Origin of the sequence: Pseudomonas brassicacearum (assembly GCF_003732265.1) — a bacterium.
Taxonomy (GTDB): Bacteria; Pseudomonadota; Gammaproteobacteria; order Pseudomonadales; family Pseudomonadaceae; genus Aquipseudomonas; species Aquipseudomonas brassicacearum_D.
Map to the genome: position 1 here is coordinate 1,106,894 of NZ_MOBK01000006.1, position 14,271 is coordinate 1,121,164.

Below are 14,271 nucleotides of genomic sequence, written 5' to 3' on the forward strand. Positions count from 1 at the left end.
ATGACCAGCACCGCCCAGCACACCCAGGTCGTCCAAAAGCAATTCGGTGAACAGGCCTCGGCCTACCTGAGCAGCGCCGTTCACGCTCAAGGCACCGAGTTCGCGCTGCTACAGGCCGAACTGGCCGGGCAGGGCGATGCGCGGGTGCTGGACCTGGGCTGCGGCGCCGGTCACGTGAGTTTTCACGTGGCCTCGCTGGTCAAGGAAGTGGTGGCCTACGACCTGTCGCAGCAAATGCTCGACGTGGTCGCGGGTGCTGCCGTTGATCGTGGTTTGAGTAACGTATCGACGGTCCTCGGTGCCGCCGAGCGCCTGCCGTTCGCCGATAGCGAGTTCGACTTCGTGTTCAGCCGTTATTCGGCGCACCATTGGAGTGATCTCGGCCTGGCGCTGCGGGAAGTGCGTCGGGTGCTGAAGCCGGGCGGCGTGGCGGCGTTCGTCGATGTGTTGTCGCCGGGCAGCCCGTTGTTCGACACTTACCTGCAAAGCGTTGAAGTGCTGCGCGACACCAGCCATGTGCGCGATTATTCCGCCGGCGAGTGGTTGCGCCAGGTCAGCGAAGCGGGGTTGCATACCCGCAGCACCACGCGTCAACGGCTGCGTCTGGAGTACACCTCCTGGGTGGAGCGCATGCGCACACCTCAAGTAATGCGCGCAGCGATCCGCGAGTTGCAGCAGTCTATGGGCAACGAAGTGCGCGAGTATTTTGAGATTGAGGCCGATGGCTCGTTCAGTACCGATGTGCTGGTGCTGATTGCAGAGCGATAAGCTACGGACGATAGAATTTTTCCGGGTGCGCCCCTGGGCGCACCGACTGATGACATGAGGAAAGCATGAGCAAGCAGATTCTGATTCTTCCAGGTGACGGTATTGGCCCGGAAATCATGGCCGAAGCGGTCAAGGTGCTGGAATTGGCCAGCGACAAATACTCCCTGGGCTTCGAGCTGAGCCACGACGTGATCGGCGGCGCCGCCATCGACAAGCACGGCGTGCCTTTGGCTGACGAAACCCTGGAGCGCGCCCGCGCCGCCGACGCTGTGCTGCTGGGTGCCGTGGGCGGCCCGAAATGGGACACCATCGAGCGTGACATCCGCCCTGAGCGCGGCCTGCTGAAAATCCGTGCGCAACTGGGCCTGTTCGGCAACCTGCGCCCGGCGATCCTGTACCCGCAACTGGCCGAGGCGTCGAGCCTGAAGCCGGAAATCGTCGCCGGCCTGGACATCCTGATCGTCCGTGAGCTGACCGGCGGTATCTACTTCGGCGCGCCACGCGGCACCCGTACCCTGGAAAACGGCGAGCGTCAGTCCTACGACACCTTGCCGTACAGCGAAAGCGAAATCCGCCGCATCGCCCGCGTCGGCTTCGACATGGCCATGGTGCGCGGCAAGAAGCTGTGCTCGGTGGACAAGGCCAACGTCTTGGCATCCAGCCAACTGTGGCGTGAAATCGTCGAGGAAGTGGCCAAGGATTACCCGCAAGTCGAACTGAGCCACATGTACGTCGACAACGCCGCCATGCAGTTGGTGCGGGCACCGAAGCAGTTCGACGTGATCGTCACCGACAACATGTTCGGCGACATCCTGTCCGACCAGGCCTCGATGCTCACCGGTTCCATCGGCATGCTGCCGTCGGCGTCCCTGGACACCAACAACAAGGGCATGTACGAGCCATGCCACGGTTCCGCGCCGGACATCGCCGGCAAGGGCATTGCCAACCCGTTGGCGACCATTTTGTCGGTCTCGATGATGTTGCGTTACAGCTTCAACCAGCAGGCTGCAGCCGATGCCATCGAAAAAGCCGTGAGCCTGGTACTGGATCAAGGCCTGCGCACAGGCGACATCTGGTCGGCGGGTTGCACTAAAGTCGGTACGCAGGAAATGGGCGACGCAGTAGTCGCCGCGCTGCGGAATCTGTAATCTCTCGGGCCCGCTGCGAAATTCAATACAAAGCAGCGGCCCACTTTTAAAGAAGGTGTAGTTGCGATGAAACGTGTAGGTCTGATCGGTTGGCGCGGTATGGTCGGTTCCGTGCTCATGCAGCGGATGCTGGAAGAGCAGGATTTCGATCTTATTGAGCCGGTGTTTTTCACCACTTCCAATGTCGGTGGCCAAGGCCCGTCCGTGGGCAAGGACATTGCTCCGCTCAAGGACGCTTACAGCATTGAAGAGCTGAAAACCCTCGACGTGATTCTGACCTGCCAAGGTGGCGACTACACCAGCGAAGTGTTCCCCAAGTTGCGTGAAGCCGGCTGGCAGGGTTACTGGATCGACGCCGCTTCCAGCCTGCGCATGCAGGATGACGCGGTCATCGTCCTCGACCCGGTCAACCGCAAGGTCATCGACCAGCAGCTGGATGCGGGCACCAAGAACTACATCGGCGGCAACTGCACCGTCAGCCTGATGCTGATGGGCCTGGGCGGTCTGTTCGAAGCCGGTCTGGTCGAGTGGATGAGCGCCATGACCTATCAGGCGGCCTCCGGTGCCGGCGCGCAGAACATGCGTGAACTGATCAAGCAGATGGGCGCGACCCACGCCGCTGTCGCCGATCAACTGGCCGACCCGGCCAGCGCGATCCTCGACATCGACCGTCGTGTGGCTGAAGCCATGCGCAGCGAAGCGTACCCGACCGAAAACTTCGGTGTACCACTGGCCGGCAGCCTGATCCCGTGGATCGACAAGGAACTGCCGAACGGTCAGAGCCGCGAAGAGTGGAAGGCCCAGGCCGAGACCAACAAGATCCTCGGTCGCTTCAAGAGCCCGATCCCGGTCGACGGCATCTGCGTGCGCATCGGCGCCATGCGCTGCCACAGCCAGGCGCTGACCATCAAACTGAACAAAGACGTGCCGATCGCCGACATCGAAGGGCTGATCAGCCAGCACAACCCTTGGGTCAAACTGGTGCCGAACAACCGCGACATCAGCATTCAGGAACTGAGCCCGACCAAAGTCACTGGCACCCTGAACGTGCCGGTGGGCCGTCTGCGCAAGCTGAACATGGGTTCGCAATTCGTCGGTGCTTTCACCGTCGGCGACCAGCTGCTGTGGGGCGCGGCCGAACCGCTGCGTCGCATGCTGCGGATTCTGCTCGAGCGTTGATCGGTTGAAACAATGAAAGAACCCGTGCCTTGAAAGAGGTGCGGGTTTTTTTATTCCGGCAATCTGATGTCGATGAGTTGTCTGTACTGGCCCCTTCGCGAGCAAGCCCGCTCCCACATTGGAACGCATTTCAAATGTGGGAGCGGGCTTGCTCGCGAAGGGGCCATCACAGGCACCACAAATCCCGCCAGAATTGCCTGCACGCCACCCACCCGGTAAAGTGCCGCTCCCCCCGTTTCGCCTGAGGTAGAACCATGAGCCAGTCCTTTGATATCGCCGTAGTCGGCGCCACCGGTACTGTCGGCGAAACGCTCGTGCAGATTCTTGAAGAACGCGACTTCCCGGTCGGCGACTTGCACCTGCTTGCCAGCAGCGAATCGGCCGGTCATTCGGTTCCGTTTCGCGGCAAGAACGTGCGGGTGCGGGAAGTCGATGAGTTCGATTTCAGCAACGTCCAATTGGTGTTCTTCGCCGCCGGCCCGGCGGTGACGCTCAGTTTCGCCTCGCGTGCAACCGCTGCCGGTTGCTCGGTGATCGACTTGTCCGGCGCTTTGCCGGCCGATCAGGCGCCACAAGTGGTGCCGGAAGCCAATGCCGAAATCCTCGCGACGTTGAAAAAGCCCTTTCTGGTCAGCAGCCCAAGTCCGTCGGCCACCACCCTGGCCGTGGTGCTGGCGCCGTTGCTTTCGGTGATTGACCTGCAGCGGGTCAACGTAACCGCCAGCCTGGCGGTCTCTGCCCAAGGACGTGAAGCAGTGAAAGAGCTGGCCCGGCAAACCGCCGAGCTGCTCAACGTGCGTCCGCTGGAGCCGACATTCTTCGATCGGCAAATGGCGTTCAACCTGTTGGCTCAGGTCGGTAAGCCCGATGAGCAGGGCCATACGTTGTTGGAAAAACGCCTGGTACGTGAGTTGCGTCAGGTGATTTCGCTGCCTCAATTAAAGATTTCCGTCACTTGCATTCAAGCCCCGGTGTTTTTTGGCGATAGCTTTAGCGTGACCTTGCAGTCAACGAGCGCAGTCGACCTGGCGAAAGTCAACGCGGCGCTGGAAGATGCACCCGGTATCGAGCTGGTTGAGGCTGGCGATTATCCGACCGCAGTGGGCGATGCGGTGGGCCAGGACGTGGTGTACGTCGGTCGGGTTCGCAGCGGTGTCGACGACCTGTCGGAACTTAATTTGTGGCTGACGTCAGATAACGTACGCAAAGGCGCCGCGCTCAATGCTGTGCAGGTGGCTGAATTGTTGATAAAAGACCTGCTGTAAAAGATACTTGGCAACAATTCACAGAATGATTCTAGCCGGGCGCTATGCTTGGCCGCACTGCTGAACGAAAGCCGCTCGACAGGGCTTTGCGGGGCAGGCAAGAAATGATCGCGCGCGATGACACTTCGACGCCGCGCGCAATGCCTTACGGCAGCGACTATCAATACCTTCTCGCTGGCCGAGGAATGTTCAAACAAAGGATGAGGCTATGGTTCAAGTTCGCAAACTGGTGTTAGCAATTGCGGCCGCCTCGGCGCTGTCATCCGGTATGGCGCATGCCCTCGGGCTCGGGGAATTGACCCTGAAGTCGACGCTGAACCAACCCTTGGTGGCGGAAATCGAGCTGCTCGACGTCAAGGACCTTACGGCCGCCGAAGTGGTGCCGAGCCTGGCCTCGCCCGAAGATTTCGCCAAGGCCGGTGTCGACCGCCAGGCATTTCTCAATGACCTGACCTTCACCCCTGTGCTCAACGCCAGCGGTAAAAGCATCCTGCGTGTGACTTCCAGCAAGCCTCTGTCCGAACCCATGGTGAAATTCCTGGTTCAGGTCATGTGGCCTAACGGTCGCCTGTTGCGCGATTACAGCGTACTGCTCGATCCGTCCAAATTCTCGCCGCAGACCGCTGAAGCGGCTGCGCAGCCAGCGCCGACTTCAAACGTTACGGCTCCGGTGACCGGCGCGTCCAACCCGGCTCAACACACCACCACGCCGCGCGATACCCTGTGGGAAATCGCTGCGAAGGCGCGCAACGGTGGTTCGATTCAGCAAACCATGCTGGCCATCCAGGCGCTGAACCCTGATGCCTTTATCGACGGCAATATCAACCGGCTGAAAACCGGTCAGGTGCTGCGCATGCCGGATCAGGCGCAAGCCACCACGTTGCCGCAACCCAAGGCCATCGCTGAAGTGGCCGCGCAGAACACCGCGTGGCGCCAGGGTCGACGTTATGTGGCGAAACCCGGCACCGGCCAGCAACAACTCGATGCCACCAAGCGCGGTCGTGCTGACGCCGCTAGTGCAGAACCTGCCAAGGACAAGCTGAGCCTGGTCTCTGCCGAATCCGGCAAGGCCGGTGGTAAAGGCGCTGCGGGCGATGCCAAGAACCTGAGCAACAAGCTGGCCGTGACCCAGGAAAGCCTCGACACAACCCGTCGTGACAACGCTGAACTGAAAAGCCGCATGACCGATCTGCAAAGTCAGCTGGACAAGCTGCAAAAACTGATCGAACTGAAGAACAATCAACTGGCCAAGATGCAGGCCGAAGGCGCGGCGGGTGCACCTGCTGCTGCGGCGACTGCGACCGCTCCGGCCATGTCGGCGGAGTTGGCAGCCAACCCTGCGCCGGCACCGGCTGAGGTGGCGCCTGCTCCGGCGGCGGCACCTGAAGCGACACCGGCACCTGCCGAGCCACCAATCGAGCCGACACCCGCGGTCTCCGACGACCAGAAGTTCAACGAACTGCTGACCAACCCGATCCTGCTGGGGCTGATCGGTGGTGGTGCGGTGGTTCTGGCGCTCCTGCTGCTGTTGCTGGCTCGCCGCCGCAAAGCCCAACAGGAAGCCGAGAAACACCTGCGCATGGCCCGTGCGTTGTCTGAAGAGCAGAACATGTCCTTTGACAACGACCTGCCGGAAACCAGCTTCGAAGGCCTGGAAGTTCCGCCGCCTAGCGTGAAGCTCGCGACTGCGCCGGCTCCTGCACCTGCTCCTAAGCCAGAGCCCGCTCCAGTGATAGAGCCGGAGGTGATGACTACGCCGATTGCAGCGCCTCTGGTGTCACCTGCCGGCGAACGTGATGACGACGTGCTGACCAAGGCGCAGTCGCACATTGCTGCGGGTCGTCTGAACCAGGCAGCCGCGTTGCTGGAAGACGGCATCAAGCAAGAGCCGCAGCGCAGTGACCTGCGTTTGAAGCTGATGGAAGTGTACGGTCAGCAGGGCGACCGTGATGCGTTCGTGGGCCAGGAGCGCCAACTGGTCGCCAATGGCGACAACTTCGCCCAGGTCGAAAAACTCAAGACCCGCTTCCCGGCCATGGCCGTGGTCGCCGCCAGTGGCCTGGCTGCAGCAGCCATCGCCGCAGAACTGGATGCGCAGTACGTCAAGGACCTGCTGCTCGACGAGCCGCAAGCCCCGGCAGCCGATGATGACTTCGACAGCGCATTCGACCTGAGCCTGGACGACCTGGAAGCCGCTTCCCCGGCCGTGGTTGCGCCTGAAGCAGACGCGTCGACCGAGCTGGACGAGTTCCCGCTGGATGACGATTTGAGCTTTGAATCGGTGCTGCAGCAGCAAACCGACATCAAGGAAAACCTCGATGACCTGTCGGACTTCGATCTGGACATGGACCTGGGTGCAGAGCCGTCGCCGGCCATCCTCGCTGAAGACGACTTCCTGCTGGATCTGGACGAAGGCGTGAAAGACTTTCCGGTCGCGCCTGAAGTGCCACAGGACGATCTGGAATTGCCTGCCGATTTTGACCTGTCGCTGGCCGATGAAATGGACGCGGCCCCGGCCAAGCCTGCCGTCGCTGATGTCCCGGACGACTTTGAAGCCGAACTGGATGACGTCAACGCCGAACTGGATCGTTTGTCCCAGAGCATTGGCGAACCGCGCTTCACCGCAGAAGACGCTATGGCCTCGGCGGCGGATGAGCCGGACTTCGACTTCCTCTCCGGTACGGATGAGGTCGCTACCAAGCTCGATCTGGCCCAGGCCTACATCGACATGGGCGACAACGACGGCGCTCGGGACATCCTCAATGAGGTGGTGACCGAGGGTGATGCCGGGCAGAAGAGCGAAGCCAAGGAAATGCTTTCGCGTCTGGCCTGAGTGATCCGTCAGCAGTAAACAAAACGGCAGCCCATTGAGGCTGCCGTTTTTTATGGTTCATCGCAATTCGAATGGGGATCGGCGGTGCGGCGATCCCACATTCGATTAGGGTGTTTTCAAGACCTATGCTCGCGATGAGGCTCTGACATTCACCGCAAATGCTGAAGCCACTCTGGCGTCTCGGTCCGGCGGCCTTATAATGCCCGCCTTTGCGTAGATCAGCAGGCTGCACCCCTTGGCAAATATAGATAATCCGGCCGCAGAAATGGCGGCCGACGGCTTTTACCGGATCGCCTTGGGCGTTGAATACAAAGGCTCGCGTTATCGCGGCTGGCAGCGCCAGGCCTCCGGTGTGCTCACGGTGCAGGAAACCCTTGAGAAAGCCTTGTCCAAAGTCGCCGACTCACCGGTGTCGCTGCTGTGCGCCGGGCGAACGGATGCGGGCGTGCATGCCTGTGGTCAGGTGGTGCATTTCGATACCCAGGTCGAGCGGTCGATGAAGGCCTGGGTCATGGGCGCCAACATCAATTTGCCCCACGACGTCAGCGTCAGTTGGGCCAAGGTCATGCCGGCGCATTTCCATGCGCGGTTCAAGGCCATCGCCCGGCGTTACCGCTATGTGATCTACAACGATCAGATCCGCCCGGCGCACCTCAACGAAGAAATTACCTGGAATCACCGTCCGCTGGACGTCGAGCGCATGGCCGAGGCCGCGCAGTATCTGGTCGGCACCCATGATTTCAGTGCGTTCCGCGCCGGTCAGTGCCAGGCCAAATCGCCAATCAAGGAATTGCATCATCTGCGCGTGACCCGTCACGGCAAGATGATCGTGCTGGATATTCGCGCCAGCGCGTTCCTGCACCACATGGTGCGCAACATTGCCGGCGTGCTGATGACCATCGGTGCCGGCGAGCGCCCGGTGGAGTGGATGAAGGAAGTATTGGAAAGCCGCATTCGCCGTTCTGGCGGGGTCACGGCACATCCGTTTGGCCTGTATCTGGTGCAGGTCGAGTACCGCGATGAGTTCGAATTGCCCGAGCGTTATATCGGCCCACACTTCCTGACCGGTTTCACGGAACTTGACGGCTGACGCCCTCGAACGCATTTGTTACCATCCGGGACTTTCCCGGAATTCCCCTGAGGATTTATCGACATGTCAGCCGTTCGCAGCAAGATTTGCGGGATTACCCGCATAGAAGATGCGTTGGCGGCGGTCGAGGCCGGGGCCGATGCCATAGGGTTTGTGTTCTACGCCAAGAGCCCGCGGGCCGTGACGTTCCAGCAGGCGCGCGACATCATCAAGGCGCTGCCGCCGTTCGTCACCACCGTGGGTTTGTTCGTCAACGCCAGCCGCTGCGAATTGGGCGAATTGCTCGATGCCGTGCCGCTGGACCTGTTGCAGTTCCATGGCGACGAAACGGCCGCCGAGTGCGAAAGCTGGCATCGGCCGTACATCAAGGCGCTGCGGGTCAAGGCCGGAGACGGCATCGCGGCAGCCTGCGATGCGTTCCCAAGTGCCAGCGGCATCCTGCTCGACGCCTACGTTGAAGGTGTGCCCGGCGGAACCGGTGAAGCATTCGACTGGTCTCTGATACCGCAAGGCTTGAGCAAGCCGATCATTCTGGCGGGCGGCTTGACCCCCGATAACGTCGCCGGCGCTATTGCCCGGGTCCGGCCTTATGCGGTGGATGTCAGCGGCGGGGTAGAGGCGAGCAAGGGCATCAAGGATCACGCAAAGATTCAGGCGTTCATCAAAGCGGTACGTGATGTGACGGCTGGCTAACTGCCGCCGTCCACAGCTCTGTAGAAAAGAGGCTGAGGGTTGTTCGGGTTGTACGCAGGTCAGTATTTCTGACCCGGCCATCCACCAACCATCGCCACACACACATGAATTTAGCTCAAGGGCATACGCGGGGCTGCGAACCAGAGCGTTCGGGCCGCCGGTACTGGAGAAAGAAAGCATGAGCAACTGGTTAGTAGACAAACTGATCCCTTCGATCATGCGTTCCGAGGTCAAGAAGAGCTCGGTGCCTGAAGGTCTGTGGCACAAATGCCCGTCTTGCGAGGCTGTGCTGTATCGTCCGGAGCTGGAAAAGACCTTGGACGTTTGCCCCAAGTGCAACCACCACATGCGTATCGGCGCCCGCGCCCGCATTGATATCTTCCTCGACGCCGAAGGCCGTGCCGAGCTGGGTGCGGACCTGGAGCCGGTTGACCGCCTGAAATTCCGCGACGGCAAGAAGTACAAGGATCGCCTGACCGCTGCCCAGAAGCAGACCGGCGAAAAAGACGCACTGATCTCCATGAGCGGCACCTTGCTGGGCATGCCGGTGGTGGTGTCGGCGTTCGAATTCTCCTTCATGGGTGGTTCGATGGGTGCCATCGTCGGTGAGCGTTTTGTTCGCGCCGCCAACTACGCCCTGGAAAACAAATGCCCGATGATCTGCTTCGCCGCTTCCGGTGGCGCGCGGATGCAGGAAGCCCTGATCTCCCTGATGCAAATGGCCAAGACCTCGGCGGTACTGGCGCGTCTGCGTGAAGAAGGCATTCCGTTCATCTCCGTTCTGACCGACCCGGTCTACGGCGGTGTTTCCGCCAGCCTGGCGATGCTCGGCGACGTGATCGTCGGTGAGCCGAAAGCCCTGATCGGCTTTGCCGGTCCGCGCGTGATCGAGCAAACCGTGCGTGAAAAACTGCCGGAAGGCTTCCAGCGCAGCGAATTCCTGCTGGAACACGGCGCCATCGACATGATCATTCACCGTCAGGAACTGCGTCCGCGCCTGGGCAACCTGCTGGCACAAATGATGGGCCTGCCGACACCGAAATTCGTCGCCGCGCCAATCGAGCCGATCGTGGTTCCGCCGGTACCTGCGAACATATGACCGAGCGTACCCTTGGCGAGTGGCTCGCCTACCTTGAGCAGTTGCACCCTTCGGCCATCGACATGGGCCTGGAGCGCTCGCAACAGGTAGCGTCCCGCATGGGGCTGGGCAAGCCGGCGCCTCGGGTGATCACGGTCACCGGCACCAACGGCAAGGGTTCTACCTGCGCATTCGTGGCTTCATTGCTGCGGGCGCAAGGCCTGAACGTTGGTGTCTACAATTCTCCGCACCTGCTGCGCTATAACGAGCGGGTGCAGGTCAATGGCGTCGAAGCCACTGACGCCGAGCTGTGCCAGGCCTTTGCGGCTGTCGAAGCCGGTCGAGGCGACACATCCCTGACGTACTTCGAAATGGGCACCCTGGCGGCGTTCTGGCTGTTTCAACAGGCCGGGCTTGATGCGGTGGTGCTGGAAGTCGGGCTGGGCGGGCGTCTGGACACGGTTAACGTGGTTGATGCCGACATGGCGCTGGTCACCAGCATTGGCGTCGACCATGCGGATTATCTGGGCGATACCCGTGAGTCCGTGGCCTTTGAAAAGGCCGGCATCTTCCGTCAGGGCGCGCCTGCGCTCTGTGGCGATCTGAATCCTCCACAACCCCTGCTGGACAAGGCGCGCGAGCTGGCTTGCCCGTTTTTCCTGCGTGGCCGCGATTTTGACCTCGGCGTGACCGATCACAACTGGCAATGGCGCGGTCTGGATGCTCAAGGGCGTGCGGTCGAACTGCGCGATCTGCCGTTGCTTGATCTGCCGATGGAAAACGCCGCGCTGGCGTTACAGGCCTATCTGCTGCTCGGTTTGCCGTGGGTTGATGCGCAGATTATTGATGCGCTGAAAGCGACGCGGGTGGTGGGTCGTCTCGACCGCCGTCAGTTCGACTGGCAGGGCAAACGTTTGAACGTGCTGCTGGATGTGGGGCATAACCCGCATGCGGCGGAGTATCTGGCGCGGCGTCTGGCCAGCCGTCCACCGGTCGGCAAGCGTCTGGCGGTGTTCGGTTTGCTGGCTGACAAGGATCTGGATGGTGTTGTCGGTGAATTGAATGCTAGTGTCCAGCACTGGGCTGTTGCGCCGCTGGATTCCCCGCGAGCGCGACCGGTTACCGATTTGCAGGCTGCGTTGCAGAACGTTGGCGCGTCGGTAACGTCCTATGACAGCGTGGCGGCAGCCCTGGAAGGGCAGAGCGCGTTGGCGACGAGCGACGACGAGATTCTGTTGTTCGGATCATTTTATTGTGTCGCCGAGGCCCTTGAATGGCTGGCCCGGCGCTCCACGGAGGAAGCGGCAAATGGCATTGCTGGATAAGGCCTACAAACAACGCATGGTTGGCGCCCTGGTGCTGGTGGCGCTGGCGGTGATTTTTCTGCCAATGCTGTTTTCCCGTCAGGATGAGCAGCGTCAGGTGGTGGTCGACGCCCCGGCTGCGCCGCATGCCCCGGCGGTGCCGCAAGTGCAGGTCGAGCCAGTCGTGGTGCCTGAGCCGCAAGCGCTGCCTCAAGAGCCGGTGCCGAGCGACGATGAAATCGCTCAGCAAGAGGCGCCGACGGCACCGATTGCGCCGGCTGTCCCTGTCGCCCCGGCGCCTGTGGCCAAACCAGTCGCGCCTGCGCCAGCCGCCAAGTCGACGACGCCGCCGGCTCAGCCGATCGCGGCTGCGCCGACTAAACCCGATACCACTCAAAGTCGCATCGATGCCAATGGCTTGTCGGTCAGCTGGTCGGTTCAGCTGGCCAGTCTGTCGAGCCGCGAAAGCGCTGAAAGCCTGCAGAAAGACCTGCGCAGTCAGGGCTATAACGCTTACATCCGATCCTCTGATGGCAAAAATCGAGTGTTTGTCGGGCCGCTGATCGAGCGCGCCGAAGCCGACCGTCTTCGTGACTTGCTGGACCGCCAGAAGAAACTCAAGGGTTTTGTCGTGCGCTTCCAGCCTGAGCGCGGGTAAAAACTATCACGCCGATTTGAAATGCACTGACAATCGCAGCTTACCGATAGCCCTGCGCTCTGCTAAAATGCGCCGCCTTATCCGTCTGTAGGCTGCACTGTGCCATTTACCTGGGTTGACTGGGCGATCGTTGCAATCGTCGCCATCTCCGCATTGATCAGTCTGAGCCGCGGCTTCGTCAAAGAAGCACTGTCGCTGGTGACCTGGATCATCGCAGGAGCCGTTGCCTGGATGTTCGGTGGTTCATTGTCCGAGTACCTCGCCGGATACATTCAAACGCCGTCGGCTCGTGTGATCACGGGCTGTGCCATCATGTTTGTCGCCACGTTAATCGTGGGCGCAATGATCAATTATCTTATCGGCGAGTTGGTTCGCGTCACCGGGCTATCCGGGACCGATCGATTCCTCGGCATGGCCTTCGGCGCCGCGCGTGGCGTGTTGCTGGTGGTCGTGGCGGTCGGGCTGTTGAGCCTGGGGCCGGTACAGCAGGACGGGTGGTGGAAAGAGTCACAGCTCGTGCCAAAATTTCTATTGGTCGCAGACTGGTCCAAGAACCTGATTCTCGGGTGGAGCAGTCAGTGGCTTGCCAGCGGTATCAGCGTACCCGCTGAGATACCGTTCAAGGAGCAACTCTTGCCGATGGCCAAAACGCCTCAGTGAGAGTTGTTCAGTTCAGATCCATTAAGTAGGGGTTGCGTCGCATGTGTGGCATCGTCGGTATCGTCGGTAAGTCGAACGTCAATCAGGCGCTGTATGACGCGCTAACCGTCCTCCAGCACCGCGGCCAGGACGCTGCCGGTATCGTGACCAGCCATGATGGCCGGTTATTCCTGCGCAAGGACAACGGCCTGGTGCGTGACGTGTTCCATCAGCGTCACATGCAGCGTCTTGTCGGCCACATGGGCATTGGCCATGTGCGTTACCCGACCGCAGGCAGCTCGACTTCGGCCGAAGCTCAGCCGTTCTACGTCAACTCGCCTTACGGCATCACGTTGGCGCACAACGGTAACCTGACCAACGTTGAACAACTGGCCAAGGAGATTTACGAATCTGACCTGCGCCACGTCAACACCAACTCTGACTCGGAAGTCCTGCTGAACGTGTTCGCTCACGAACTGGCCCAGCGCGGCAAGTTGCAGCCAACCGAAGAAGACGTGTTCGCCGCTGTAACTGACGTGCACAACCGTTGCGTCGGTGGCTACGCGGTCGTGGCGATGGTGACCGGTTACGGCATCGTCGGTTTCCGTGACCCGCACGGCATCCGTCCGATCGTCTTCGGCCAGCGTCACACCGACGAAGGCGTTGAGTACATGATCGCCTCCGAAAGCGTCTCCCTGGACGTGCTCGGTTTCACCCTGATTCGCGACCTGGCACCGGGCGAAGCGGTCTACATCACTGAAGACGGCAAGCTGCACACCCGTCAGTGCGCGACCAACCCGTCCCTGACCCCGTGCATCTTCGAACACGTCTACCTGGCGCGTCCGGATTCGATCATCGACGGCGTTTCTGTCTACAAGGCCCGTCTGCGCATGGGTGAGAAGCTCGCCGAGAAGATCCTGCGCGAACGTCCTGAGCACGACATCGACGTGGTCATCCCGATCCCGGACACCAGCCGCACCGCGGCTTTGGAGCTGGCGAACCACCTGGGCGTCAAGTTCCGCGAAGGCTTCGTGAAGAACCGCTACATCGGCCGGACCTTCATCATGCCGGGCCAGGCTGCACGGAAAAAATCCGTACGCCAGAAGCTCAACGCGATCGAGCTGGAATTCCGTGGCAAGAACGTGATGCTGGTGGACGACTCGATCGTTCGCGGCACGACGTGCAAGCAGATCATCCAGATGGCTCGCGAAGCCGGCGCCAAAAACGTCTACTTCTGCTCCGCCGCCCCGGCCGTTCGTTACCCGAACGTCTACGGTATCGACATGCCGAGCGCTCACGAGCTGATCGCGCACAACCGTTCGACCCAGGACGTTGCTGACCTGATCGGCGCTGACTGGTTGATCTATCAGGACTTGCCTGACTTGATCGAAGCGGTCGGTGGCGGCAAGATCAAGATCGACAAGTTCGATTGCGCGGTGTTCGATGGCCAATACGTCACCGGCGACGTCGACGAGGCTTACCTGAACAAGATCGAACAGGCGCGTAACGATGCCTCCAAGGTCAAGACGCAGGCAGTCAGTGCGATCATCGATCTGTACAACAACTGAGTTTCTACCGGCCCTGAGGGGCCGGTTTTGTATCTACTAAAGACTCTC

Annotated in this window: 12 protein-coding genes; all 12 read left to right on the forward strand. The window is 60.9% G+C overall.

What is annotated here, in order from left to right; translation table 11 throughout:
* Window positions 1–768, forward strand: coding sequence for a class I SAM-dependent methyltransferase (locus tag BK660_RS18065; protein ID WP_123434393.1), 768 nt, complete (start codon window positions 1–3; stop codon window positions 766–768).
* 65 nt (window positions 769–833) lie between these two features.
* Window positions 834–1,916, forward strand: a complete 1,083-nt coding sequence (gene leuB / locus BK660_RS18070; RefSeq protein WP_123434394.1) for a 3-isopropylmalate dehydrogenase — start codon at window positions 834–836, stop codon at window positions 1,914–1,916.
* A gap of 66 nt (window positions 1,917–1,982) precedes the next feature.
* Window positions 1,983–3,095 (forward strand): aspartate-semialdehyde dehydrogenase, encoded by a 1,113-nt coding sequence (gene asd, locus BK660_RS18075; protein ID WP_027921588.1) that lies wholly within the window; start codon window positions 1,983–1,985, stop codon window positions 3,093–3,095.
* Between the two features lie 254 nt (window positions 3,096–3,349).
* Window positions 3,350–4,360, forward strand: a complete 1,011-nt coding sequence (locus BK660_RS18080) for an aspartate-semialdehyde dehydrogenase (RefSeq protein WP_123434395.1) — start codon at window positions 3,350–3,352, stop codon at window positions 4,358–4,360.
* A gap of 208 nt (window positions 4,361–4,568) precedes the next feature.
* The gene (locus BK660_RS18085; protein ID WP_123434396.1) at window positions 4,569–7,193 is read left to right on the forward strand and encodes a FimV/HubP family polar landmark protein; all 2,625 of its coding nucleotides are present in this window, start codon (window positions 4,569–4,571) and stop codon (window positions 7,191–7,193) included.
* A 265-nt stretch (window positions 7,194–7,458) separates the two neighbouring features.
* On the forward strand, window positions 7,459–8,283 hold the full coding sequence (truA, locus tag BK660_RS18090) for a tRNA pseudouridine(38-40) synthase TruA (RefSeq protein WP_123434397.1): 825 nt from the start codon (window positions 7,459–7,461) through the stop codon (window positions 8,281–8,283).
* 63 nt (window positions 8,284–8,346) lie between these two features.
* Window positions 8,347–8,976 carry a phosphoribosylanthranilate isomerase gene (locus BK660_RS18095; protein WP_123434398.1) on the forward strand — a complete coding sequence of 210 codons (630 nt, stop codon included), beginning with the start codon at window positions 8,347–8,349 and terminating at the stop codon, window positions 8,974–8,976.
* Between the two features lie 178 nt (window positions 8,977–9,154).
* Window positions 9,155–10,075 (forward strand): acetyl-CoA carboxylase, carboxyltransferase subunit beta, encoded by a 921-nt coding sequence (accD, locus tag BK660_RS18100; protein ID WP_027921583.1) that lies wholly within the window; start codon window positions 9,155–9,157, stop codon window positions 10,073–10,075.
* A complete protein-coding gene (gene folC / locus BK660_RS18105) occupies window positions 10,072–11,379 on the forward strand; it encodes a bifunctional tetrahydrofolate synthase/dihydrofolate synthase (RefSeq protein ID WP_123434399.1) in 1,308 nt (435 codons plus the stop codon). Before accD ends, folC begins: the two co-directional genes overlap by 4 nt.
* Window positions 11,363–12,016, forward strand: coding sequence for an SPOR domain-containing protein (locus tag BK660_RS18110; protein WP_123434400.1), 654 nt, complete (start codon window positions 11,363–11,365; stop codon window positions 12,014–12,016). Before folC ends, BK660_RS18110 begins: the two co-directional genes overlap by 17 nt.
* A 99-nt stretch (window positions 12,017–12,115) precedes the next feature.
* The gene (locus BK660_RS18115; protein ID WP_046026887.1) at window positions 12,116–12,676 is read left to right on the forward strand and encodes a CvpA family protein; all 561 of its coding nucleotides are present in this window, start codon (window positions 12,116–12,118) and stop codon (window positions 12,674–12,676) included.
* A gap of 41 nt (window positions 12,677–12,717) precedes the next feature.
* The gene (gene purF, locus BK660_RS18120) at window positions 12,718–14,223 is read left to right on the forward strand and encodes an amidophosphoribosyltransferase (protein ID WP_046026886.1); all 1,506 of its coding nucleotides are present in this window, start codon (window positions 12,718–12,720) and stop codon (window positions 14,221–14,223) included.
* The last annotated feature ends 48 nt before the right edge of the window (window positions 14,224–14,271 follow it).

Bases quoted from the DNA above. Each gene is read 5' to 3' on its own strand.
- BK660_RS18065 (WP_123434393.1), top strand. From the start codon at position 1: ATGACCAGCACCGCCCAGCACACCCAGGTCGTCCAAAAGCAATTCGGT.
- leuB (WP_123434394.1), top strand. From the start codon at position 834: ATGAGCAAGCAGATTCTGATTCTTCCAGGTGACGGTATTGGCCCGGAA.
- asd (WP_027921588.1), top strand. From the start codon at position 1,983: ATGAAACGTGTAGGTCTGATCGGTTGGCGCGGTATGGTCGGTTCCGTG.
- BK660_RS18080 (WP_123434395.1), top strand. From the start codon at position 3,350: ATGAGCCAGTCCTTTGATATCGCCGTAGTCGGCGCCACCGGTACTGTC.
- BK660_RS18085 (WP_123434396.1), top strand. From the start codon at position 4,569: ATGGTTCAAGTTCGCAAACTGGTGTTAGCAATTGCGGCCGCCTCGGCG.
- truA (WP_123434397.1), top strand. From the start codon at position 7,459: ATGGCGGCCGACGGCTTTTACCGGATCGCCTTGGGCGTTGAATACAAA.
- BK660_RS18095 (WP_123434398.1), top strand. From the start codon at position 8,347: ATGTCAGCCGTTCGCAGCAAGATTTGCGGGATTACCCGCATAGAAGAT.
- accD (WP_027921583.1), top strand. From the start codon at position 9,155: ATGAGCAACTGGTTAGTAGACAAACTGATCCCTTCGATCATGCGTTCC.
- folC (WP_123434399.1), top strand. From the start codon at position 10,072: ATGACCGAGCGTACCCTTGGCGAGTGGCTCGCCTACCTTGAGCAGTTG.
- BK660_RS18110 (WP_123434400.1), top strand. From the start codon at position 11,363: ATGGCATTGCTGGATAAGGCCTACAAACAACGCATGGTTGGCGCCCTG.
- purF (WP_046026886.1), top strand. From the start codon at position 12,718: ATGTGTGGCATCGTCGGTATCGTCGGTAAGTCGAACGTCAATCAGGCG.